The 22743-nt window shown below is 65.9% G+C and carries 21 protein-coding genes; 16 read left to right on the top strand and 5 right to left on the bottom strand.

What is annotated here, in order from left to right; translation table 11 throughout:
* Positions 1-15: 15 nt before the first annotated feature.
* Positions 16-2097, bottom strand: a complete 2082-nt coding sequence (prlC, locus tag THITHI_RS0111075) for an oligopeptidase A (RefSeq protein WP_018233161.1) — start codon at positions 2095-2097, stop codon at positions 16-18.
* Between the two features lie 291 nt (positions 2098-2388).
* Between prlC and THITHI_RS0111070 the strand changes: the two genes are divergently transcribed.
* Positions 2389-3264, top strand: a complete 876-nt coding sequence (locus tag THITHI_RS0111070) for a substrate-binding domain-containing protein (protein ID WP_033336940.1) — start codon at positions 2389-2391, stop codon at positions 3262-3264.
* 84 nt (positions 3265-3348) lie between these two features.
* On the opposite strand, the gene gyrB is transcribed toward THITHI_RS0111070, so the two are convergent.
* From gyrB to dnaA, 4 genes are all read right to left on the bottom strand, one after another.
* Entirely contained in the window at positions 3349-5769 is a 2421-nt protein-coding gene (gyrB, locus tag THITHI_RS0111065; protein WP_018233159.1) for a DNA topoisomerase (ATP-hydrolyzing) subunit B, read from the bottom strand.
* A gap of 92 nt (positions 5770-5861) precedes the next feature.
* The gene (recF, locus tag THITHI_RS0111060) at positions 5862-6944 is read right to left on the bottom strand and encodes a DNA replication/repair protein RecF (protein WP_018233158.1); all 1083 of its coding nucleotides are present in this window, start codon (positions 6942-6944) and stop codon (positions 5862-5864) included.
* 47 nt (positions 6945-6991) lie between these two features.
* Entirely contained in the window at positions 6992-8092 is a 1101-nt protein-coding gene (gene dnaN, locus THITHI_RS0111055) for a DNA polymerase III subunit beta (RefSeq protein WP_018233157.1), read from the bottom strand.
* Positions 8093-8346: 254 nt separating this feature from the next.
* Positions 8347-9717 carry a chromosomal replication initiator protein DnaA gene (gene dnaA, locus THITHI_RS0111050; RefSeq protein WP_018233156.1) on the bottom strand — a complete coding sequence of 457 codons (1371 nt, stop codon included), beginning with the start codon at positions 9715-9717 and terminating at the stop codon, positions 8347-8349.
* Positions 9718-9925: 208 nt separating this feature from the next.
* Between dnaA and rpmH the strand changes: the two genes are divergently transcribed.
* The 15 genes from rpmH to atpA all read left to right on the top strand — a co-directional run bounded on the left by rpmH (position 9926) and on the right by atpA (position 22736).
* On the top strand, positions 9926-10060 hold the full coding sequence (rpmH, locus tag THITHI_RS0111045; protein ID WP_018233155.1) for a 50S ribosomal protein L34: 135 nt from the start codon (positions 9926-9928) through the stop codon (positions 10058-10060).
* A gap of 7 nt (positions 10061-10067) precedes the next feature.
* On the top strand, positions 10068-10436 hold the full coding sequence (gene rnpA / locus THITHI_RS0111040; RefSeq protein WP_018233154.1) for a ribonuclease P protein component: 369 nt from the start codon (positions 10068-10070) through the stop codon (positions 10434-10436).
* Positions 10421-10660 carry a membrane protein insertion efficiency factor YidD gene (yidD, locus tag THITHI_RS0111035; protein ID WP_018233153.1) on the top strand — a complete coding sequence of 80 codons (240 nt, stop codon included), beginning with the start codon at positions 10421-10423 and terminating at the stop codon, positions 10658-10660. Before rnpA ends, yidD begins: the two co-directional genes overlap by 16 nt.
* 12 nt (positions 10661-10672) lie before the next feature.
* A complete protein-coding gene (gene yidC / locus THITHI_RS0111030) occupies positions 10673-12352 on the top strand; it encodes a membrane protein insertase YidC (RefSeq protein WP_018233152.1) in 1680 nt (559 codons plus the stop codon).
* 87 nt (positions 12353-12439) lie between these two features.
* A complete protein-coding gene (mnmE, locus tag THITHI_RS0111025) occupies positions 12440-13780 on the top strand; it encodes a tRNA uridine-5-carboxymethylaminomethyl(34) synthesis GTPase MnmE (RefSeq protein WP_018233151.1) in 1341 nt (446 codons plus the stop codon).
* 74 nt (positions 13781-13854) lie between these two features.
* Positions 13855-15747, top strand: coding sequence for a tRNA uridine-5-carboxymethylaminomethyl(34) synthesis enzyme MnmG (mnmG, locus tag THITHI_RS0111020; protein ID WP_018233150.1), 1893 nt, complete (start codon positions 13855-13857; stop codon positions 15745-15747).
* Complete coding sequence (rsmG, locus tag THITHI_RS0111015) at positions 15744-16400, top strand: 16S rRNA (guanine(527)-N(7))-methyltransferase RsmG (protein WP_018233149.1); 657 nt, start codon at positions 15744-15746, stop codon at positions 16398-16400. The genes mnmG and rsmG overlap by 4 nt, the downstream gene beginning before the upstream one ends.
* A 274-nt stretch (positions 16401-16674) precedes the next feature.
* Positions 16675-17475: a ParA family protein gene (locus tag THITHI_RS0111010; protein ID WP_018233148.1), complete on the top strand. Its 801-nt coding sequence runs from the start codon at positions 16675-16677 to the stop codon at positions 17473-17475.
* A gap of 57 nt (positions 17476-17532) precedes the next feature.
* The gene (locus THITHI_RS0111005) at positions 17533-18393 is read left to right on the top strand and encodes a ParB/RepB/Spo0J family partition protein (RefSeq protein ID WP_026186274.1); all 861 of its coding nucleotides are present in this window, start codon (positions 17533-17535) and stop codon (positions 18391-18393) included.
* A 165-nt stretch (positions 18394-18558) separates the two neighbouring features.
* Entirely contained in the window at positions 18559-18960 is a 402-nt protein-coding gene (locus THITHI_RS18930; protein WP_051079933.1) for an ATP synthase subunit I, read from the top strand.
* 30 nt (positions 18961-18990) lie between these two features.
* The gene (gene atpB / locus THITHI_RS0110995; protein WP_018233145.1) at positions 18991-19749 is read left to right on the top strand and encodes a F0F1 ATP synthase subunit A; all 759 of its coding nucleotides are present in this window, start codon (positions 18991-18993) and stop codon (positions 19747-19749) included.
* Between the two features lie 82 nt (positions 19750-19831).
* Positions 19832-20101, top strand: a complete 270-nt coding sequence (gene atpE, locus THITHI_RS0110990) for a F0F1 ATP synthase subunit C (protein WP_012639839.1) — start codon at positions 19832-19834, stop codon at positions 20099-20101.
* A gap of 62 nt (positions 20102-20163) precedes the next feature.
* On the top strand, positions 20164-20634 hold the full coding sequence (locus THITHI_RS0110985; RefSeq protein ID WP_018233143.1) for a F0F1 ATP synthase subunit B: 471 nt from the start codon (positions 20164-20166) through the stop codon (positions 20632-20634).
* Positions 20635-20644: 10 nt separating this feature from the next.
* Entirely contained in the window at positions 20645-21181 is a 537-nt protein-coding gene (locus THITHI_RS0110980; RefSeq protein WP_018233142.1) for a F0F1 ATP synthase subunit delta, read from the top strand.
* A gap of 13 nt (positions 21182-21194) precedes the next feature.
* Positions 21195-22736 carry a F0F1 ATP synthase subunit alpha gene (atpA, locus tag THITHI_RS0110975; RefSeq protein ID WP_018233141.1) on the top strand — a complete coding sequence of 514 codons (1542 nt, stop codon included), beginning with the start codon at positions 21195-21197 and terminating at the stop codon, positions 22734-22736.
* The last annotated feature ends 7 nt before the right edge of the window (positions 22737-22743 follow it).

The following is a 22743-nucleotide window of genomic DNA, read 5'->3' as shown; positions in this document are numbered from 1 at the left end:
AAGAAGATCCGGCCGTCAGACCGTGGACCCTGTTGTCTCTTGCATCTGGTCTCTTGTCTCTGCCAACAGGCCCGAATGCCTGAGCAGCGCATCGATCTCCGGCCCTCGTCCCCTGAAGGTCCTGAAGAGTTCCAGCGCCGGCTGCGACCCGCCTTTCTCCAGCACATGCTCCAGGAACGCCCGGCCCACATCAGGGTTGAACAGGCCCTCCTCCTCGAAGCGCCCGAACGCGTCCGCGGAGAGCACCTCGGCCCACTTGTAGCTGTAGTAGCCCGCCGCGTAGCCGCCGGCGAAGATGTGCGAGAACCCGTGCTGGAAGCGGTTGAAGGGCGGCGGCCTGACCACGGCCACCCGGGCGCGGACTTCGTCCAGGATTTCCTGGATACGGCCGCCCCGGTCCGGGTCGTACTCGCTGTGCAGACGCATATCGAACAGGGAGAACTCCAGCTGGCGGACCATCTGCATGGCGGCCTGGAAATGGCGGGTGCTGATCAGCTTGTCGAACAGTTCGCCGGGCAGGGGCTCGCCGGTCTCGAAATGACCCGCGAACAGGTCCATGGCCTCGCGCTCCCAGCACCAGTTCTCCATGAACTGGCTGGGCAGTTCCACGGCGTCCCATTCCACCCCGTTGATGCCGGCGATGTCGGGATAGTCGACCCGCGTGAGCATATGGTGCAGCCCGTGGCCGAACTCGTGGAACAGCGTGATGACCTCGTCATGGGTGAACAGCGCCGGCTTGTCACCCACGGGCGGGGTGGAGTTGCAGGTCATGTAGGCGACGGGCAGCTGTACCCGGCTGCCGTCGCGCAGCCGGTTCATGCACTCGTCCATCCAGGCCCCGCCGCGCTTCTTCGGCCGCGCGTACAGATCCAGGTAGAAGCGCGCCCTGGGCGTGCCGTCCGGATCACGGATCTCGTAGAAGCGCACGTCCGGGTGCCAGACATCCACGCCGTCCACCTCGACGATGCGCACCTCGTAGAGGCGCTCCACGAGCCTGAACAGACCCGGCACCACCCGGTCCACCGGGAAGTAGGGCTTGAGGTCCTCCTGGGACAGCGCGTAGGCGTGTCGGCGCAGCTGTTCGCTGGCGTATGCGATGTCCCAGGCCTGCAGGTCGTCGAGGCCGAGATGTTCGGCGGCAAAGGCGCGGAGCTCTTCCAGCTCCTGTTCCGCGCGCGGCCTGGCGCGCGCGGCGAGATCGTCCAGAAATTCGGTCACCGCGGCGGGTGAGTCCGCCATCTTGGTGGCCAGGGACAGGTCCGCGAAGCTGGCATAACCCAGCAGCTGCGCCTGCTCGTGGCGCAGGGCGAGAATCTGCTCCATGAGCGCGCTGTTGTCGTACTTGCGGTCATGAGGCCCCTGGTCCGAGGCGCGGGTGACATAGGCGGTGTACACCGCCTCGCGCAGGGCGCGGTCCTGCGCATGGGTCATCACCGCGTGGTAGGAGGGGAACTCCAGGGTGATCAGCCATCCCTCCAGACCCGCGTGGCGGGCCGCCTGGGCCAGCATATCCATGGCCGAATCGGGCAGCCCCGCCAGGGTCTGCCGGTCGGTGACCTGCCGGTTCCACGCATGCGTGCTGTCGAGGATGTTCTCCTCGAAACGGGACTGGAGGTTGGACAGCTCCTGGGCGATGGCCTTGTAGCGGGCCTTCTTCTCAGTGGGCAGATCCACGCCGCTGAGGTGGAAATCCCGCAGCGTGTCCCGGATCACCTTGCGCTGCGCCGGGTCCAGCCGTTCACTGCCAGGGCCTTCGCTCAGGGACTGGTAGGCCTTGAACAGGTCCACGTTCTGGCCGATCTCGGTGCCGTAATCGGACAGCTTGGGCAGGCACGCGTTGTACACTGCTCGCAATTCATCGCTGTTGACTACGGAATTCATGTGCCGCACCGGCGACCAGACCCGGCTCAGGCGATCTTCCATGAGGCCGAGCGGATGCACCAGGTTTTCCCAGGTGAACGGGCCGGGCTGTGCCAGCAGCACCTTGATCTCCGCCCGGTTCTCCGCCAGCAGCCGGTCGATGGCCGGCTCGACGTGCTCTGGGCGGATCCGGGAGAAGCGGGGCAGGTCGGTGGTGTCGAGCAGGGGGTTGGTCATGGCATTACGGGTCGGCGTCGGGGGTTGTGGGCGGCCACTTTAGCATGAGGGATTCGGAGTGGGTGAATATCCACACCGGACGGGGCGTGGCGCGTGGCAAGGCCCCGTCGGGAATCGTGGACAGGGGCCGTTCGGCAGATTTTTGGGCGCGATCAGCAGGATTTTCCTACCGGACGGTGGGAACTGCGTTGCAGTTTGGCCGTATTCGGTGTTTATAGAGACGGACGCGGGACACAGAACGAGGGGTTCGCGGACCCTCAACAACAAGGTTCACCCAAGGGGTAGACGGACATGATTCGCAAATTGCTGACAGCATTGGCGCTGGGGCTGATGGCCAATCTGGCCCACGCCGAAGTCACCATTTCCTGGGCCGGTTGCGGCATCTCCCGGAACGCCTTCATGGATGAGCTGGCCGAAGCCTTCAAGGCACAGACAGGCATCACCATTGACCTGCAGGGCGGCGGCGCCACCCGCGGCATCCGCAACACCCAGGCCCAAGAGACAGACATGGGCGGTACCTGTCGCCTGCCCATCGACGGCGAGCCCGCCGAGATCCATGCCCACCTGGAGCCGGTGGCCTGGGATGCCCTGGTGGTGATGGTGCACAAGGACACCCCGGTGGACAACATCAGCCTGGAGCAGGTACGGGACCTGTTCCTGGGACGCATCACCAACTGGAACCAGCTGGGCGGGCCGGATCAGCCCATGGAAGTCTTCGCCCGCCAGGGCAAGATCTCCGGTGTGGGGCGGATGATGCGTCAACTGGTGTACGCTGATTTCGACCGGGAATTCACGGCCACCCGCTTCTTCCCCTCCAGCGGGCCGCTGGAGCGTGCCATCGAGGAGACCCCCTGGTCCATCGGTGTCACCGGCATCAGCAGCGCCCAGCGCCGGGACGTGAAAATCCTCAAGCTGGACGGCATGGACCCCAGCTATGAAAACATCCGAAGCGGCGAGTACACCCTCTACCGGCCCCTGTACATCGTGTCCAACCCGGACGGCGAGAATAACGAGTACGTGGAGCAGTTCGTGCGTTTCGTCGGCAGCCGCGAAGGCCGGGACGTGATCCGCAGCAACGGGTGCGTGCCCTATACGGACGCCCTGGCCCTGATCATGAAGCAGCTGGACCAGGAACGCCGTGCCCGGGACATGGGGCTGTACAACTGATCGGTCCCGGCTCTACGGTCATGCAAGCAAAAGGCCCGGCGGTTCACCCGCCGGGCCTTTTCTTCGTGTCCCGGGTGACTCGTGTCAGATATCGATATTCGCCGCCGTCAGAGCGTTGGACTCGATAAACTCCCGGCGCGGCTCCACCTGATCGCCCATGAGCGTGGTGAACACCTCGTCGGCACGCACCGCATCCTCTATCTTGACCAGGAGCAGACGGCGGGTATCCGGGTTCATCGTGGTCTCCCAGAGCTGCTCGGGATTCATCTCGCCCAGGCCCTTGTAGCGCTGTACATTGAGCCCGCGGCGGGCCTCTCCCAGCAGCCAGTCCATCACCTCCCGGAAACCGCTCACGGGCTGACGACGCTCGCCCCGCTGCACATAAGCGCCGTCGTCCAGCAGGCCGTCCAGGCGCTCAGCCAGATCGCGGATGGCGCGGAACTCCGGTGAAGCAAAGAATTCCCGGCCGAAGCGCTCCACCTGCTCCGCGCCGTGGACCATGCGGATGATGTGAACCTCGGAACCGCCCTCGCCGTCGGGAATGGCGCGCACGGTATAGCGTGTGGCGCCGGCCGCGTCGCTGCGCAGGCTGTCCACCAGGGCATCGAACCAGGCCCGTACCGCCGCGGGTTCCTGGATCCGGGCGGCTTCCAGCGGCTCGGCGAAGACCATCCGCTCCAGCACCGTCCGGTCGTGGCGCCGTGCCAGGCGGTCCACCGCGCCCATGACGCCGATATAGCGCCGCGCCAAGTCCTCCAGCGCTTCGCCGCTGACCGGCGGGGCGTCGGGATGGATCATCAGCCTGGCGTCCTCCAGGGCCATCTGGAGAAGCAGGTTGTTCAGTTCAAGTTCGTCCTTAACATATTGTTCCTGCTTGCCTTTTTTCACTTTGTACAGAGGTGGCTGAGCGATATAAACATGCCCACGCTCGATCAGCTCCAGCATCTGGCGGTAAAAGAACGTCAGCAGCAGGGTGCGGATGTGGGAGCCGTCCACGTCCGCGTCGGTCATGATGATGATGCGGTGATAGCGCAACCTGTCCGGGTTGAATTCGTCCTTGCCGATGCCGCAACCGAGCGCGGTGATCAGGGTACCCACCTCGGCGGAGGACAGCATCTTGTCGAAGCGGGCCTTCTCCACGTTGAGAATCTTGCCCTTGAGCGGGAGAATCGCCTGGGTGCGGCGGTCCCGCCCCTGCTTCGCGGAGCCGCCGGCGGAATCACCCTCCACCAGGAACAACTCGGACAGTGCCGGGTCCTTCTCCTGGCAATCCGCCAGCTTGCCGGGCAGGCCGGCGACGTCCAGGGCCCCCTTGCGGCGGGTCATCTCCCGGGCGCGGCGTGCCGCATCCCGGGCCCGTGCGGCATCGATGATCTTCCCGGTGATCACCCGGGTCTCCACCGGGTTCTCCAGCAGGAAGGACTGAAGGCTGTCGAACAGGACGCCCTCCACCACCGGTTTCACCTCCGAGGAGACCAGTTTGTCCTTGGTCTGGGAGGAGAACTTCGGGTCCGGCACCTTGACCGAGAGCACGGCGGTGAGACCCTCGCGGGCGTCATCACCCGTGGTGCTCACCTTCTGCTTCTTGAGGATCCCTTCATTCTCCATGTACTGGTTCAGCGACCGGGTCAGGGCCGCGCGGAAGCCCGCCATGTGCGCCCCGCCGTCCCGCTGGGGAATGTTGTTGGTGAAGCAGAAGATGTTCTCCTGGTAGGAGTCGTTCCACTGCAGGGCCACCTCCACCACGATGTCGTCGCGTTCCGCCTGGGTGTAGATCACCGTGGGGTGCAGCGGTGTCTTGTTCCGGTTCAGGTGCTCCACGAATGCGCGGATACCCCCCTGGTACTCGAACACGTCCTGATTGCCGGTACGCTCGTCGCTTAGCTGGATGCGGACGCCCGAGTTCAGGAAGGACAGTTCGCGCAGGCGCTTGGAGAGGATGTCGTAGTGGTACTCCGTGTCCGTGAAGATCGCGGGACTGGGACGGAAGTGAACCCGGGTCCCCGTCTGGTCGCTGTCCCCGACCACCGCCAGCGGCGCATCGGGAACGCCCATGCGGTAGATCTGCTTGTGGACCTTGCCGTTGCGGTAGATGGTGAGCTCAAGCCATTCCGACAGCGCGTTCACCACGGAGACGCCCACCCCGTGCAGACCACCGGAGACCTTGTAGGAATTGTCGTCGAACTTGCCGCCCGCGTGCAGGACCGTCATGATCACTTCGGCGGCGGACCGGCCTTCCTCCGGGTGAATATCCACCGGCACGCCACGACCATCGTCCGCGACGCTGATGGAGTTATCGGTGTGGATAGTCACCTGGATTCCGGTGCAGTAGCCGGCCAGGGCCTCATCGATGGCGTTGTCCACCACCTCGAAGACCATGTGGTGCAGGCCCGTGCCGTCGTCGGTGTCGCCGATATACATGCCCGGGCGTTTGCGCACCGCATCGAGGCCCTTTAGGACCTTGATGTTGGAAGAATCGTACGTTTTCACCTGCGGTTCGGTCATGGAGTGTCCCTGACATAGAGCAAGCGGTCAGTATATCACTTTACGGGGTCTGACCGGTGCCCGACAGGCCGGTCCGGGGCGTTTGTCGCCGGTCAGTCGGGCGTCGACACGCGTCCATGTTCCACGTGGAACATGCGGGTCTCCGCCCAGCCCGTCACATCCACGTCCCGGGCATCGATGGCGGTCACAAACACCTGTGTCTCCAGGGCCCGCAGCAGGCCCATCACCTGCTCCCGGTGCGTCGCATCAAGTTCCGAGGGCAGGTCATCCACCAGCATCACCGGCGCCCTGCCCTTTTCCGCCTTCAGCACCCGGGCCTGGGCCAGCCTGAGCATGATCACCAGGGTCTTCTGCTGTCCCCGGGACGCCACTTCCGCGGCCACCCGTTCATCGAGCCGCCAGATCACCTCCGCCCGATGCGGGCCCGCATGAGTGAACCCGGCACCGCGATCCCGGGCGAGGTTCCGGGACAGGGCTTCTCCCAGCCTTTGCCCCTCCGGCCAGCCCCGCCGGTACTCGCTCTCCAGCGTGCCCGCCGCCCGCCAGTCCTGCCCCAGTTCCGCCAGCCCCTCCTTGAGGACATCCAGGTAGGCCCGCCGCAGGTCGTCCAGATGCTCCCCTTCCATGGCCAACGACTCGTCCCAGGCACTCAGTTGGCGCAGGTCACCGCCGGCCCGCAGGGCTGCGTTGCGCTGTTGCAGGAGCCGCCGATAACGCTGCCACACCCCCTGAAAATCCGGTTCCCGGTGGAAGGCCCCCCAGTCCAGGAAGGCTCGGCGCTGCCCGGGTGGTCCGGCCACCAGGACGTGGCTTTCCGGATGAATGGCCAGAACGGGGAGTTCGCGCGCCAGTTCGGCCAACCCCGTTGCGCAGCGCCCGCGGATGCGCACCAGGGTTTCCCCCTGAGTCTTGCGTATACCCACGGGATAGGACGGCGTACCCGCCGGACCCTGCACCCTCGCCGTGATCTGCACGGCATCCGCTCCCCGGGCCAGGAGCGGCGCCAGTTGGCGGGTGCGGAAGGAGTGGCCCGTGGCCAGGAGATGAATGGACTCCAGAAGGCTCGTCTTGCCGGCCCCGTTGTCGCCCGCGATCACATTGAGGCCCGGGCCGGGCTCGATGCGCACGTCACGCAGGTTCCGCACCCCGATCACTTGCAGCCGGCACAGATGCATGACGAGCCGGTCTCCCGGCACTACGGGGGCGAAGACGGGATGACGGATTACAGCCGCATGGGCATGACCACGTACAGGGCATCCTGGGCCCCGGGATCACGCATCAGCACGCTGGAACTGGCATCCTTGAAGGTGGCCTCCACCGTCTCGCCCTCGACGGTATTGAGGACATCCAGCAGATAGGTCACGTTGAAACCGATTTCCATGGCCTTGCCGGTATAGCGGGCCTCGATCTCGTCCTCGGCCTCCTCCTGCTCGGGATTGTGGGCCTGAATCCGAAGCTGCCCCTCCGCGAGCACCAGCCGGATGCCCCGATACTTCTCGTTGGACAGGATCGACGCCCGGGACAGGGCCTTTCGCAGGGATTCGCGCTCCACCTCCATGACCTGGTCACCGTCCCGCGGTATGACCCGTTCGTAGTCGGGGAAGCGGCCGTCGATGAGCTTGGAGGTGAAACGCAGCGAGGGCAGGGTGACCCGGATATGACTGCCGCCGATCTGCACGCGCACCCGATCGTCGCTGTCCTCCAACAACCGCAGCAGTTCCTGGACCCCCTTGCGGGGCACAATGACCTGCTGGGTCGAAGGCGCGGCCACCGAGGTCTTCAGTTCGCACATGGCCAGCCGATGCCCGTCAGTGGCCACTGTCCGCACGCCGTTTTCCTCCACCTCCAGCATCAGGCCGTTCAGGTAATAACGCACGTCCTGATTGGCCATGGCGAATGCGGTCTTCAGGATCAGGTGGCGCAACTCGCGTTCCGAGAGCTCCAGTTCCTGGCTGGTGGAAATGTCATCCAGGGCCGGGAAGTCCGCGGCCGGCAGTGTACTCAAAGTGAAGCGCGCCCGCCCGGAGGTGATCACCGCCCGATCCCCGTCCGCCTTCAAGTCCAGCTGCGCCTCATCCGGCAGGGCCCGGCAGATATCCAGCAGTTTGCGGGCAGGCAGGGTGACCTCTCCGTCGGTGGCGCCCGCCTCGTTCACCTGGGCCACCAGCTCCACCTCCAGATCCGTGGTGGTGACCGAGAGCCGCCCCTGGTCGGCCCGGATCAGCACATTGGCCAGGATGGGCATGGTCTGTCGCCGCTCGACGGCCCCGATCACGTGCTGCAAGGGCTTGAGCAGGCCTTCTCGCTGGATGCTGAATCTCATGTGCGGCCCCGAAAAAGTTATTAAGAGTTTATTTGTTCTTAGTAGTAATAAGCGTGCTTGATTACAAGGGATAAGTATAATATTTCCTTTTATAACAATACGTTGAAATAATTCTGGCTGTGGATCGCCTGTCACTGAACCGCTCCATAGCCTGTGCATGAATTGTGGATAACTCTCAGACTCCGGTTTGTGCCCGGTTTGTCCACAACCTGTCAACATCTTCCGCAGCCCGTCCCCTCCCTCTTCCGGCGGCTTCAGTTACTCAGGGTCCGCAGCAGGTTCACGTAGTCCTCGTTGATGCGTGCATCCGATTCCCGCAGCTCCGCCATCTTGCGGCAGGCGTGCAGCACGGTGGTGTGGTCCCGGCCCCCGAAGGCCTCGCCGATCTCCGGGAGACTGTGATTGGTCAGTTCCTTGGCGAGCGCCATGGCGAGCTGGCGGGGCCGGGTAATGGAGCGGCTGCGCCGGGTCGAATGCAGGTCCGAGACGCGGATCTTGTAGTACTCCGCCACGGTCTTCTGGATATTATCGATGGTGATCAGCTTGTCCTGAAGGGCCAGCAGGTCGCGCAGCGCCTCCTTGGCGAAATCCAGGGTGATGGGCCGCCCGGTGAAGTGGGCGTTGGCGATCACCCGCCGCAGCGCCCCTTCCAGTTCCCGGATATTGGAGCGGATGCGCTTGGCCACGAAAAACGCCACTTCGCTGGGCAGGTCAGCGTTGGTCTGTTCCGCCTTGCGCTGCAGGATCGCCACGCGGGTCTCCAGTTCCGGCGGCTCGATGGACACCGTGAGGCCCCAGCCGAAGCGGGACTTGAGCCGCTCCTCCAGCCCGTCCACTTCCTTGGGATAGCGGTCGCAGGTGAGAATCACCTGCTGCTGACTTTCCAGCAACGCATTGAAAGTATGGAAGAATTCCTCCTGTGAGCGTTCCTTGCCCGCGAAGAACTGGATATCGTCGATGAGCAGCGCGTCCACGGAACGGTAGTAGCGCTTGAACTCGTCAATGGCGTTGTGCTGCAGCGCCTTGATCATGTCGGCCACGAAACGCTCGGAGTGCAGGTACACCACCTTGGTATCCGGGCGATGGGCCAGGATGGCGTTGCCGATGGCGTGCATCAGGTGGGTCTTGCCGAGACCCACGCCGCCATACAGGAACAGCGGGTTATAGGCCTGCCCCACGTTGCTGGCCACCTGCAGGCTTGCGGCCCGGGCCAACTGGTTGGACTTGCCTTCGACGAAGTTCTCGAAGGTGAAATTGGGATTGAGATTGTTGGTGAACTGCGGCGAACTCGCGGCCGGCCTGTGGGTGGCCGGCGCGGCCGGTACCTCCTGCGACATCTGCGGCACCGGTTCGTCCACCGCCATGGCGGGTACCGCGATCTGTCCCCCGGTACCCACCTCCAGCAACACCCGCCGGCTGCCGCTCAGGGCACCCACCACCTGGTCGATACGCTGGAAGAAGTGATCTCTCACCCAGTCCAGCACAAAGCGGTTGGGCGCCAGCAGGCGCAGTGCATTCTCGTCCTCGATGGCATGCAGGGGACGGATCCACGTGTTGAGCTGCTGTTCCGAAAGCTCTCGTTCCAGCCGCGCCACACACTGTTGCCAAAGGGGACTGACGGACAAGATTGGCCTCTCCGTGACGGCGGATGGTGCAAGGGGGTTGAGTCGAAGAGTCTAACCGCAGCACCGGCACTTATCCACACCTCCCGGACAGGTCCTTCAGGTGTCGTGAACATTGACAGGGGCACCCCAACTGGTTACTTTAAGCCGCTTTGGCCGGGCGGGATTTCCCTCGGTCCGTCGGAACGAAAACGCAACCGGTCCTCGAGTCATGAAACGTACATTCCAGCCCAGCAATCTGCACCGCAAGCGCACCCATGGTTTCCGTGCCCGCATGGCCACCAAGGGTGGCCGCAAGGTCCTGGCTGCCCGCCGCGCCAAGGGCCGGGTGCGTCTCTGCCCCTGACCGCCCCTTGACCGAGTCCCGGGCGCAGGCGTTTCCCCGCTCGGTACGGTTGACCCGACCTGCCCAGTACCGGCAGGTCTTCTCGGGTGCACGGCGGCTGGGCGACGCGGGCTTCACCCTGCTTGTGCTGGACAATGGCGGGCCGAGCGCCCGGCTGGGACTGGCCATCTCGCGAAAATGCGCCCGGCGCGCCGTGGACCGCCAGCGCATCAAGCGCCTGGTCCGGGAGTCGTTCAGGCGCCATCGCCAGACGCTCGTCCCGGTGGATATCGTCGTCATGTGCCGGCCCGCGGTTACCGGCTGGGACAACGAACGCATCCGGGCCTCCCTGGACCGCTTCTGGGCAAGGTTGAACGCTTCATGCGAAAGCCGCTGATCCTGCTGATTCAGGTCTACCGAGCGCTGTTGAGCCCCTTCGTGGGCCAGCACTGCCGCTTCACGCCCTCCTGTTCCTGTTATGCCATCGAGGCGATCGAGCGCCATGGCGCCCTGCGCGGATCCTGGCTGACCGTCCGCCGCCTTGGGCGCTGTCATCCCTGGTGCGAAGGCGGGTATGATCCGGTCCCCGACAACCACAAACATAAACACGCCTGCCGATAGCGAAGCCTCGCCATGGATAACCTGCGCCCGATTCTCTACATCTCCCTGCTGCTGGTCCTGTTCCTGATCTGGACAGCCTGGCAACGGGACTACGGACCGCAGCCGGAGCCTCGGCCCGCGGCGGAGCTGAGCGAAGAGGAAGTCCGCGAGCCCGTGGAACCGGCGCGCCCCATGGACATGCCCGAGGCCCCGGTCTCGGAGGCCGAGGACATCCCGGTGGAGGCGGTCCCGGAACCCGAGCGCGGCCGCATCCGCGTGGTCACCGACGTACTGGATCTGGAGATCGACACCCGCGGCGGCGATCTGGTACGTGCCGACCTCCCCACCTATCCGGTCAGCCTGCGCACGCCCGACGAGCCGGTGCGCATCCTGGATGAACGCGTCCGCCAGTATGTCGCACAGTCCGGGCTGATCCACGATCGCGTCACCGGCGTCGACGGCGAAGGCCGTGCGCCCAGCCATCACGCCGTCTTCCAGGCACCGGGCCACGAATTCCGCCTTCGGGAAGGCCAGGAGGAGCTGCGTGTGCCGCTGACCTGGACCAGCGACACCGGCATCCGTGTCACCAAGACATACACCTTCCGGCGCGGCGAATTCCTGTTCCATGTGGATCATCACGTGGAGAATCAAAGTGACCAGCCCTGGGTCGGACGCCAATACCGCCAGCTTCGCCACGGCAGCACACCGAGCCGCGAATCGTGGTTTCTCTACACCTTCACCGGCGCGGCCTACCACGACGGCCGCTACGAGAAGCTCTCCTTCGAGAACATGGTCGATGATCCCCTGGACAAGGACGTGCAGGGCGGCTGGATCTCCATCATCCAGCACTACTTCCTGAGCGCGTGGGTACCCTTCGACGACGAGGTCAACCAGCTCTACACCCGGGTGGTGGGCGCCGAGCCGCGCGTCGAACACATCATCGGCATGCGCTCCGAGGCGCAGACCGCGCAGCCCGGCGAGGCAACCACCTTCTCCTCGCGCTTCTGGGTGGGCCCCAAGATCCAGGAGGAACTCAAGGCGGTCACACCCGGCCTGGAGCTCACTGTCGACTACGGCATTCTCTCCTTCCTGGCCAAGCCGCTGTTCTGGGTTCTGGACCGGATCCACGACCTCGTGGGCAACTGGGGCTGGGCGATCATCATCCTCACGCTGCTGATCAAGCTGGCCTTCTACAAGCTGTCCGAGACCAGCTACCGCTCAATGGCCAAGATGCGCAACGTGCAGCCCAAGATGCAGCAACTCAAGGAGCGCTACGGCGACGACAAGCAGCGCATGAACCAGGCGCTCATGGAGCTCTACAAGAAGGAGAAGATCAATCCGCTGGGCGGGTGCCTGCCGATCCTGGTGCAGATCCCGGTGTTCATCGCCCTGTACTGGGTACTGCTGGAAAGCGTCGAGATGCGCCAGGCACCCTGGATCCTCTGGATCCAGGACCTCTCCACCCGGGATCCCTTCTTCGTGCTGCCGCTGCTCATGGGCGCCACCATGATCGCCCAGTACAAGCTCAACCCGGCGCCCATGGACCCGATCCAGCAGAAGCTGATGATGGGCCTGCCCATCGTGTTCACGGTGTTCTTCGCCTTCTTCCCGGCGGGCCTCGTGTTGTACTGGTTCGTGAATAACCTGCTGTCCATTGCCCAGCAGTACTACATCACGCGCAATCTCGAGAACGCGCAGAAGAAAAAGAACTGAGGCACCCCGACCGGGCCCGCGGGCCCGATCAGGACATGACGCGCCGCCGTAAGCGCGGGGCTTCCGCAGCCCCGCCGGAGACCTGCCGTGGCCGACTCCCCCGATGACACCATCGCCGCCATCGCCACTCCCCCCGGATTCGGCGGGGTGGGGGTGGTACGGGTGTCCGGCGGTCTGGCGCCCGACGTGGCGCGTGCGGTCCTTGGCCACCTGCCCGCGCCACGCCACGCCACCCACGCAGCGTTCCTCGGTGACGGCGGCGAACCCCTGGACGACGGCATCGCCCTGTACTTTCCGGGACCGCGCTCCTACACCGGCGAGGACGTGGTGGAACTCCAGGGCCATGGCGGTCCCGTGGTCATGGACCTGCTGCTGGCCCGTTGCCTGGAACTGGGCTGCCGCCCGGCCCGTCCGGGGGAGTTCACCGAGCGCGCCTTTCTCAACGGCCGCCTGGATCTGGCCCAGGCAGAGGCGGTGGCCGATCTGATCGAGGCGGGCTCCGCCCAGGCGGCCAGAAGCGCCCGCCGCGCACTGGACGGGGCGCTGTCCCACCGGGTGGAGCGGTTTCTGGATACACTCACCGCCCTGCGTGTCTCCGTGGAGGCGGCCCTGGATTTTCCCGACGAGGACGTCGATATCCTGCGCGAGGCCCGGGTGGCGGAACATCTGGACGATCTGGATGGCCAGCTTGAGGCCCTCCGAACCGGCGCGGCCCAGGGCGTGCTGTTGCGTGAGGGCATGCGCCTGGTCATCGCCGGGCGTCCCAATGCCGGCAAATCCAGTCTGCTGAACCGGCTCGCCCGCCGCGAGGCCGCCATCGTCACCCACATCCCCGGCACCACGCGGGATGTCCTGCGGGAAACCGTCAGCCTGGACGGTCTGCCCCTGCACGTGGTGGACACGGCGGGCCTGCGCGAATCCGACGACCCGGTGGAGCGGGAAGGTATCCGCCGGGCCTGGGCGGAGATCGGATCCGCCGACGCGGTGCTGCTGGTGATCGACGACAGCCTGGGCGAGGGCGCGGAGGAGGCCGCCATCCGCCAACGCCTGCCGGAGACTCTCCCGGTCATCGCCGTGCATAACAAGATCGATCTGAGCGGCGCCCCGCCCGGGGAGCGGGAGGGTCGGATCTACCTGAGCGCTGCCACGGATGCCGGTGTGCTGACCCTTCGCGCTCATCTCAAGGCGCGCATGGGCTATGCCGGCGGCGAGGGGCTCTTCCTCGCCCGCCGCCGTCACCTGGACGCCCTGGCCCGCACCCGGGAACACGTCCGCGCGGCGCGCCAGGCCCTGGATGCGGGACTCGGCGTGGAACTGGTGGCCGAGGACCTTCGCCTCGCCCAGGAATGCCTGGGCGAGATCACGGGCAAGGTCAGTTCCGAGGACCTGCTGGGCCGGATCTTCGCCACGTTCTGTATCGGCAAGTGACTCCCGCCTTGGTGTCCGGCGGGCTCCCGGCGTAAAATTCCCAGCCATTTTCCTGCGAATCCGGTTCGGACCACATGGGTTTCGAAAGCAGCTATGACGTGATCGTGGTCGGCGGCGGCCACGCCGGGACCGAGGCGGCGCTCGCCTCGGCGCGCGCCGGTGCGCGCACACTGCTGCTGACCCACAATATCGAGACCATCGGCCAGATGAGCTGCAACCCGGCCATCGGCGGCATCGGCAAGGGTCATCTGGTGAAAGAGATCGACGCCCTGGGCGGGCTCATGGCCCGGGCGGCGGATCTGGGCGGGATTCATTTCCGGACGCTGAACAGCCGCAAGGGACCGGCGGTGCGCGCCACGCGGGCCCAGGCGGACCGGACGCGCTACCGGTCCGCAGTGCGCGCGGCGGTGGAGAACACGCCCAACCTGCAACTCTTCCAGCAGGCGGTGGATGACCTGATCGTGGAAGGCGGGCGGGCCGCCGGGGTGGTGACCCGCGACGGCCTGCGTTTCCGGGCGCGCGCCGTGGTGCTCACGGTGGGGACGTTCCTGGGCGGCCTGATCCACGTGGGTGAGACCCGGCACTCGGGCGGCCGGGCGGGCGACCCGCCGTCCATCGCTCTGGCCGCGCGCCTGCGCGAACTGGCGCCGCGGGTAGGCAGGCTCAAGACCGGCACGCCGCCGCGCATCGACGGGCGCAGCATCGACCACACGCGGCTGACCGAGCAGCCGGGTGACGATCCCCGCCCGGTGTTCTCCTTCATCGGTGGCGCCGAAGAGCATCCGCCCCAGGTGAGCTGCTGGATCGCCCGCACCACGGCGCAGACCCACGAGATCATTCGCGGTGCCCTGCATCGGTCGCCCATGTACAGCGGCACCATCGAGGGCGTCGGCCCCCGCTACTGCCCCTCCATCGAAGACAAGGTGGTGCGTTTCGCCGACAAGGACAGCCACCAGGTGTTCATCGAGCCGGAGGGCCTGGACACCCGCGAGGTCTACCCCAACGGCATCTCCACCAGTCTGCCCTTCGATGTGCAGGTGGCGCTGGTACGCAGCATCCCGGGCTTCGGCAACGCCCACATCACCCGCCCGGGCTACGCCATCGAGTACGACTACTTCGACCCCCGGGATCTGAACCCCGGCCTGGAGACCCGCTGCGTGCCGGGGCTGTATTTCGCCGGGCAGATCAACGGCACCACCGGCTACGAGGAGGCCGCCGCCCAGGGGCTGGTGGCCGGGCTCAACGCCGCGCGAGCCGTACGCGACCTGGAACCCTGGTGCCCGCGCCGCGACGAGGCCTACATCGGCGTGCTCATCGATGATCTCATCACCCGGGGCACCGCGGAGCCTTATCGCATGTTCACCAGCCGGGCCGAGTACCGCCTGATGCTGCGCGAGGACAACGCCGACCTGCGCCTGACACCGGTCGGCCGGGACATGGGCCTGGTGGACGACGCTCGCTGGGCGGCGTTCAGCGCGAAGCGCGAGGCCATCGAGCGGGAGTCCGCGCGCCTGGCCGCGACGCGCCTCGACCCGGAGCAGGTCGACCGGGCCGGGGTCGAACAGCTAATCGGCGGTGCGTTCACCCGCGAGCAGAGCCTGCTGGAACTGCTGCGCCGGCCCGACGTGAACTACGCGGCGCTCATGACCCTCGCGTCCGCCGGCCCCTGCGTGAGCGATCCCCGGGTGGCGGAGCAGGTGGAGATCCAGGCGAAGTACGCGGGCTACATCCGGCGCCAGCAGGATGAGGTGGCGCGCCAGCGCCGACATGAAGACCTGGCCCTGCCCGAGGATCTTGATTACGCCGCCATCCGCGGCCTGTCCATGGAGGTGCGCCAGAAGCTTGCGGCCCACCGCCCCCATAGCCTCGGGCAGGCGGCGCGCATCCCCGGCGTGACGCCGGCCGCGGTGTCCCTGTTGCTGGTGCATGTCAGGCGCCGGGCCGCGCCCGGGCGCGCCCGGGCGTGAAGGCCCTGCCCGCCGGGGCCCGCGCCGAACTGGTGCAGGGCCTGCAGACCCTGAAACTGCCCGCCGCCCTGGAGGCGCCCCTGTCAGCCTACCTGCTTCTGCTGTCGCGCTGGAGCCGCGCCTACAACCTGACGGCCCTCACGGATCCGCAGCAGATGGTCACCCGCCATCTGCTGGACAGTCTCGCCGTACGGCCCTGGATTCATGGTTCGCGTATTGCGGATATTGGCAGCGGGGCGGGGCTGCCGGGGATTCCGCTGGCCATTGCCGACCCGGACCTCACGGTGGTTCTCGTGGAGACCTCGGGCAAGAAGGTGCGCTTTCAGAAGCAGGCCATCCTGGAGCTTGGCCTGGACCGGGTCACGGCAGTGCACACCCGCGTGGAAAACTACCGCCCGGAGAAGCCCTTTGATACAGTCATCAGCCGCGCCTTTGCCGCCACACGGGACTTTGTCGCCCTGGCCGGGCACCTGGCCGGGCCCGACGGACGCCTGCTGGCCATGAAGGGCCGGGATCCGAAGGCGGAGCTGGCCGACCTGCCGGCACCGTGGACGGTGGAAGCGGTCCGCGCGATCAGCGTGCCCGGCCTGAGCGCCGCGCGCCACCTCGTGCAGCTTCGCCGGACCGGACATCCGCAAGGTCAAAAGCCTTGACGCAAAGGCGCAAAGACGCAAAGAAGGCATTCTCAAGAAGACTCTTTGCGAACCTCTGCGTCTTTGCGCCTTTGCGACAAGGCTTTTGATTTATGCCAGTTGTGAACTCCGCCGATTCGGCGGTGCGCGGCGTCAGCGGGCCGCCCGATCGACAGGCGTCATTCGTCGTAGGTCGGCCTTCAGGCCGACAGCGGTGGTTGCGTTGGGCAGCGGCGTCGGGCTGAAGCCCGACCTACCACATTGCGTGCGGTAACGGCTATTCCGGGGGAGACCCATGGGCAAGATCCTGACCATTGCCAACCAGAAGGGCGGGGTCGGCAAGACCACCACCAGCGTCAATCTGGCGGCCTCGCTGGCCGCCATGAAGCGCCGTGTGCTCCTGATCGACATGGACCCCCAGGGCAACGCCACCATGGGCAGCGCCGTGGACAAGCACGACCTGGAGTTCACCAGCGATGATGTGCTGCTGGGCCGGGCCTCCATCCGCGAGGCCATCCAGTACGTGGAGGCGGTGGGTTTCAGCCTCCTGCCCGCCAACGGCGACCTCACCGAGGCAGAGGTGGCGCTCATGCAGGCGGAACGCCGGGAGTTCCGCCTGAAGGACGCCCTGGCGCCGGTGGCCGGCGAGTTCGACTACATCATCATCGACTGCCCGCCGGCCCTCAACATGCTCACGGTGAACGCCCTGGTGGCCGCCCACGGGGTGGTGATCCCCATGCAGTGCGAGTACTACGCCCTGGAGGGGCTCACAGCGCTCACCGGCACCATCGAGAGCATCCGGCGCTCGGTCAATCCGGGTCTGGAGATCGAGGGGGTGCTGCGCACCATGTACGACCCGCGCAACAATCTGGCCACGGACGTCTCCGCGCAACTGGAGCAGCACTTCGGCGACCGCCTGTACCAGACCATCATCCCCCGCAACGTGCGCCTGGCCGAGGCGCCCAGCTATGGTCTGCCGATTCTCCTGTATGATACGTCGTCCCGGGGCGCCCAGGCCTATGTGGCGCTGGCCGGCGAGATCCTTCGCCGCCACAGGGGCGACCCCCCGGCGACGGCCGCCACGGGCAGCAACTGACACTGACAACCGGCGGCGCGCGTCATGCGCGCCGCGCCACCCCGGGATTCGATGAGCATGGCCAAGAGGAAAAGCGGACTGGGGCGGGGCCTGGATGCACTGCTGAGCAGTGCCGGCACCGCTCAGCGAGAGCAGGAGGAGTCCAACCTGCGCCAGATTCCGGTGGAGCAGATCCGCCGCGGCAAGTACCAGCCCCGTCTCCACATCCGCCCCGAGGCCCTCGAGGAACTGGCCGCCTCCATCCGGGCCCAGGGCGTGGTGCAGCCGGTGGTGGTGCGCCCCATGGGCCAGGGATACGAGCTGATCGCCGGGGAGCGCCGCTGGCGCGCGGCGCAACTGGCGGGGCTGCATGAAGTGCCGGCGGTGGTCCGGGACATCCCGGACCAGGCCGCCGCGGCCATGTCGCTGATCGAGAACATCCAGCGGGAGAACCTCAACCCCATCGAGGAGGCCGGTGCGCTGCACCGGCTGATCCAGGAGTTCGAGATGACCCACCAGCAGGCGGCGGAGGCCGTGGGACGTTCGCGCACCGGGGTTACCAACCTGCTGCGCCTGCTGGAGCTGGGCGAGGCGGCCCGCACCCTGCTCGACGAGGGAAAGATCGAGATGGGCCACGCCCGCACCCTGCTGGCGCTCGCCGGCGCCGCGCAGGACGAGGCCGCCCGCCGGGTGGCGGCCCGGGGGCTGTCCGTGCGCGAAACCGAGAGGCTGGTCCAGCAGCTCCTGAAGCAGAAAGGCGACAGGCCGCCGGCAAGCAGCGCGACCCGGAACCCGGACGTGCGCCGTCTGGAGGACGACCTGTCCGGCCGCCTGGGGGCGCCGGTGAGCATCGAGTACAACAACCGGGGCAAGGGTCGGCTGGTGGTCCGCTACAACAGCCTGGACGAGCTGGACGGGATCCTGGCACACATTAAATAAGCTTCCCTAATGGCGCTGAGCACCAATGCCTATTTGACCCTAATATAGACAGGCTCTTATAATCGCCGCGCCTTTGAAAGAGTGTGATCATGGTGTGCCGACGGAGCGGCGCCGGTGGGCCGGAGCGCTGTCGACACGCGGTCACGAGCCCCGCAGACCAACAAGATGCCTGACCACAATCGTGCGTACGCGGGGCTGAGCGGCTTCACCGCCCGGCGGGTTCTGACCATTCAGGCCTGCGTGGCGGCCGGGGGATTTCTGCTGTTTTCCTGGCTGGCCGGTGCACACGCCGCCTGGTCGGCCATGGCTGGAGGGGCGATCGGACTCCTGACGACGACCTTCTTCGCCTTGCGGGTCTTTATCGGGGGCGCCCACCGTCCGCCCAAGGAAATCGTCCGGGCCTTTTACGTCGGCGAGTCCCAGAAGCTCCTGCTGACCGTGGCCCTGTTCGTGGTGGCGATCGTCTGGCTCCAGGTCAGCTTCCTGCCCATGTTACTCACCTACATGGCCAGCCTGGCGGCCTTCTGGATCGTCCTGTTGCCGGCGTTGTCCGGCACGCAAGAATAGCAGCTTGAGCAAGAGAGGAAACCGGTAGTCATGACTGCGTCCGAGTATATCAAGCACCACCTGGGGCACCTGACCCTCGGTGACAAGGAGACGTTCTGGGCGATCCACCTGGATACCATGTTCTTCTCCATCCTGCTGGGTGCCGTCTTCCTGTTCATCTTCATCCGCGCCGCCCGGCGGGTCACCACCGGCGTGCCGACCGGCATGCAGAATTTCGTCGAGATCATGGTCGAGTTCGTCGACCAACAGGTCAAGGACAGCTTCCACGGCCGCAGCAGGCTCATTGCGCCGTTGGCACTCACCCTGTTCATCTGGATCTTCCTCATGAACATCGTCAAGCTCCTGCCCTACGACCTGCTGCCTTACCTGGCGCACATGGCCGGCATCGAATACCTGCGCATCAACCCGACCTCCGACGTGAACGCCACGCTCGGCATGTCCATCGCGGTGTTCTTCCTGATCATCTTCTACAGCATCTACATCAAGGGCGCGGGCGGTTTCGCCAAGGAGATGTTCCTCAAGCCCTTCGGCGTGTGGTTCCTGCCCTTCAACTTCGTCCTGAAGGTGGTGGAGGAGATCGCCAAGCCCGTTTCACTCGCCCTGCGACTGTTCGGAAACATGTACGCGGGCGGCCTGATCTTCACCCTGATCGCGCTGCTGCCCTGGTGGATCCAGTGGACGCTTGGCCTGTCCTGGTCGCTGTTCAAGCTGCTGATCATCACGCTGCAGGCGTTCATCTTCATGGTGCTGACCATCGTCTACCTGAGCATGGCGCACGAGGACCACTGATTTCGAGCCGCGCCGGGAAAGACCGCGCGCGGCGCTCTGCAACCCGTTTTCACAACCTTGTATTGATATCTTGGAGGAAGTTATGGAACTCGCTCTCGCTAATGTTCAGGGTATGACCGCCATCGCCGTGGGCCTGATCCTCGGCATGGGTGCGCTGGGTACCGCCATCGGCTTCGGCCTGCTGGGCGGGCGCTTTCTGGAAGGCGCCGCGCGCCAGCCGGAGATGGTGCCCATGCTGCAGGTGAAGATGTTCATCGTCGCCGGTCTGCTCGACGCCGTGACCATGATCGGCGTGGGTCTGGCCCTGTTCTTCACCTTCGCCAACCCGTTCCTGGGCGTCATCACCGGCTGACGGACGTTGATCGCATTCGCGTCATTCATCCGTTTTGAACCGTTATCCCAGGGGGTAGCAACGTGAACATCAATCTCACGCTGCTCGGCCAGATGATCACCTTCGCCCTGTTGGTGTGGGTCACCATGAAGTTCGTGTGGCCGCCCATCATCGAGGCGATGCAGGAACGTCAGAAGAAGATCGCTGACGGCCTTGCCGCGGCCGAGCGTGGCAAGCACGAGCAGGAGCTTGCCGAGGAGCGGGCCAAGAAGGTCCTCCAGGAAGCCAAGCAACAGGCCAACGAGATCATCTCCCAGGCGCAAAAGCGCGCCAACGAGATCGTCGAGTCCTCCAAGGACACGGCGCGTCAGGAGGGAGAGCGCATCAAGGCGTCCGCCCAGTCTGAAATCGAGCAGGAGGTCAATCGTGCCCGGGAGGATCTGCGCAAGCAGGTCGGCCTGATCGCGGTCGCCGGTGCCGAACGCATCCTGAAGCGGGAAGTGGACGCCGGGGCACATGACCAGGCGATTCAGGACCTGGCCGCGCAGATCTAGGTGAACATTCATGTCTGAACTCACCACGCTCGCACGGCCCTACGCCAAGGCGGTCTTTGAAGTGGCCCAGGCTGCCGGTGACATGGCCGGCTGGTCCGACCGCCTGGGCTTCATGGCCGCCGTCGCCCATGACCCCGCCATGCGCGCCTACCTGGACAACCCAAGGCTTACCCGTGACGCCGCCGCACAGGGCTTTCTGTCCGTGTGCGAAGGCCGCATCGACGATCCGGGCGCCAACCTCGTGCGCATGCTTGCCGAAAACGGCCGCCTGATGCTGTTGCCGGAGATCGCCGCGCTCTACGAGGTGATGCGTGCCGGTGCCGAAGGCAAGGTGGAGGCCCAGGTGGTTTCCGCCCGGCCCGTCAGCGAGGAACAGCAGGCCCACATCGCCGCGGCGCTGAAGAAGCGCCTTGGCCGCGAGGTCGAGCTGGTCTGCGAAATCGACGAGGGCCTGATCGGCGGTGCCGTGATTCGCGCGGGCGACCTGGTCATCGATGGTTCAATGCGCGGGCGCCTGGAACGCCTGGCTGCCCGCCTGAGCCGCTAAGAGGATTTTTCAAATGCAACTCAATCCGACTGAAATCAGTGAACTGATCAAGAAGCGCATCGCCGACTACGAGGCCGCCGCGGAAGCCCGCACCGAAGGGACCGTGGTCAGCCTCTCCGACGGCATCGTGCGCCTGCACGGTCTGGCCGACGTGATGCAGGGCGAGATGATCGAATTCCCCGGCAACACCTTCGGCCTGGCGCTCAACCTGGAGCGCGACTCCGTGGGCGCGGTGGTGCTCGGCGACTACAAGCACATCAAGGAGGGCGACACGGTGCGCTGCACCGGCCGCATCCTCGAGGTGCCGGTGGGCGAGGCCCTGCTGGGACGCGTGGTCAACAGCCTGGGCATGCCGGTGGACGGCAAGGGCGCGGTGGAGACCAGCCTGAGCGCACCCATCGAGAAGATCGCCCCGGGCGTGATCGAGCGCCAGTCGGTGAGCCAGCCGGTGCAGACCGGCCTCAAGTCCATTGACGCCATGGTGCCCATCGGCCGCGGCCAGCGCGAGCTGATCATCGGCGACCGCCAGACGGGCAAGACCGCCGTGGCTGTGGACGCCATCATCAATCAGAAGGGCACCGGCGTGAAGTGCATCTACGTGGCGGTGGGGCAGAAGGCCTCGTCCATCGCCAACGTGGTGGCCAAGCTGGAGGAACACGGCGCGCTGGAGCACACCATCATCGTGGCCGCCACGGCGTCGGAATCCGCCGCCATGCAGTTCATCGCCCCCTACGCCGGCTGCTCCATGGGCGAGTACTTCCGCGACCGCGGCGAGGACGCGCTGATCATCTATGACGACCTCACCAAGCAGGCCTGGGCCTATCGCCAGGTGTCCCTGCTGCTGCGCCGCCCGCCGGGCCGCGAGGCGTACCCCGGTGACGTCTTCTATCTCCACTCCCGCCTGCTGGAGCGCGCCTCCCGGGTGAACGCGGAGTACGTGGAGAAGATCACCAACGGCGAGGTGACGGGCAAGACCGGTTCGCTGACCGCCCTGCCCATCATCGAGACCCAGGCCGGCGACGTGTCCGCCTTCGTGCCCACCAACGTGATCTCCATCACCGACGGCCAGATCTTCCTGGAGACCGACCTGTTCAACGCGGGTATCCGCCCGGCCATCAACGCCGGCCTGTCGGTGTCGCGTGTGGGCGGTGCCGCCCAGACCAGGATCATCAAGAAGCTCGGCGGCGGCGTGCGTCTCGCGCTGGCCCAGTACCGCGAGCTGGCGGCGTTCTCCCAGTTTGCCTCGGATCTGGACGAGCTGACCCGCAAACAGCTCGAGCGCGGCCAGCGCGTCACCGAGCTGATGAAACAGAACCAGTACTCGCCCATGTCCGTGGCCGAGATGGCGTTCTCGCTGTTTGCCGCCAACGAGGGTTACCTGGACGACGTGGAGGCCCGGAAGATCGTGGACTTCGAGCGCGCCCTGCTCGATTTCCTGCGCGCCGGCAAGCAGGACCTGCTGGCGAAGATCGACGAGAGCGGTGACTACAACGACGAGATCGAGTCCGCCATGAAGGCGGCCATGGACGAGTTCAAAGCCAACCACAGCTGGTAAGCGGGGT

Source organism: Thioalkalivibrio thiocyanodenitrificans ARhD 1 (genome assembly GCF_000378965.1).
GTDB lineage: Bacteria > Pseudomonadota > Gammaproteobacteria > Ectothiorhodospirales > Ectothiorhodospiraceae > Thioalkalivibrio_A > Thioalkalivibrio_A thiocyanodenitrificans.
Note: the sequence above shows the minus strand (reverse complement) of the source record. Positions and strands in the feature narration are given on the sequence as shown.

Excerpts from the sequence above, each read along its gene's own strand:
- mnmG (WP_018233150.1), top strand. The coding sequence starts at position 13,855 with ATGGGTTTCGAAAGCAGCTATGACGTGATCGTGGTCGGCGGCGGCCAC.
- prlC (WP_018233161.1), bottom strand. The coding sequence starts at position 2,097 with ATGACCAACCCCCTGCTCGACACCACCGACCTGCCCCGCTTCTCCCGG.
- gyrB (WP_018233159.1), bottom strand. The coding sequence starts at position 5,769 with ATGACCGAACCGCAGGTGAAAACGTACGATTCTTCCAACATCAAGGTC.
- dnaN (WP_018233157.1), bottom strand. The coding sequence starts at position 8,092 with ATGAGATTCAGCATCCAGCGAGAAGGCCTGCTCAAGCCCTTGCAGCAC.
- yidD (WP_018233153.1), top strand. The coding sequence starts at position 10,421 with ATGCGAAAGCCGCTGATCCTGCTGATTCAGGTCTACCGAGCGCTGTTG.
- THITHI_RS18930 (WP_051079933.1), top strand. The coding sequence starts at position 18,559 with ATGCCTGACCACAATCGTGCGTACGCGGGGCTGAGCGGCTTCACCGCC.
- THITHI_RS0111005 (WP_026186274.1), top strand. The coding sequence starts at position 17,533 with ATGGCCAAGAGGAAAAGCGGACTGGGGCGGGGCCTGGATGCACTGCTG.
- recF (WP_018233158.1), bottom strand. The coding sequence starts at position 6,944 with ATGCATCTGTGCCGGCTGCAAGTGATCGGGGTGCGGAACCTGCGTGAC.
- THITHI_RS0111070 (WP_033336940.1), top strand. The coding sequence starts at position 2,389 with ATGATTCGCAAATTGCTGACAGCATTGGCGCTGGGGCTGATGGCCAAT.
- rpmH (WP_018233155.1), top strand. The coding sequence starts at position 9,926 with ATGAAACGTACATTCCAGCCCAGCAATCTGCACCGCAAGCGCACCCAT.
- yidC (WP_018233152.1), top strand. The coding sequence starts at position 10,673 with ATGGATAACCTGCGCCCGATTCTCTACATCTCCCTGCTGCTGGTCCTG.
- THITHI_RS0110980 (WP_018233142.1), top strand. The coding sequence starts at position 20,645 with ATGTCTGAACTCACCACGCTCGCACGGCCCTACGCCAAGGCGGTCTTT.
- atpE (WP_012639839.1), top strand. The coding sequence starts at position 19,832 with ATGGAACTCGCTCTCGCTAATGTTCAGGGTATGACCGCCATCGCCGTG.
- atpB (WP_018233145.1), top strand. The coding sequence starts at position 18,991 with ATGACTGCGTCCGAGTATATCAAGCACCACCTGGGGCACCTGACCCTC.
- atpA (WP_018233141.1), top strand. The coding sequence starts at position 21,195 with ATGCAACTCAATCCGACTGAAATCAGTGAACTGATCAAGAAGCGCATC.
- THITHI_RS0111010 (WP_018233148.1), top strand. The coding sequence starts at position 16,675 with ATGGGCAAGATCCTGACCATTGCCAACCAGAAGGGCGGGGTCGGCAAG.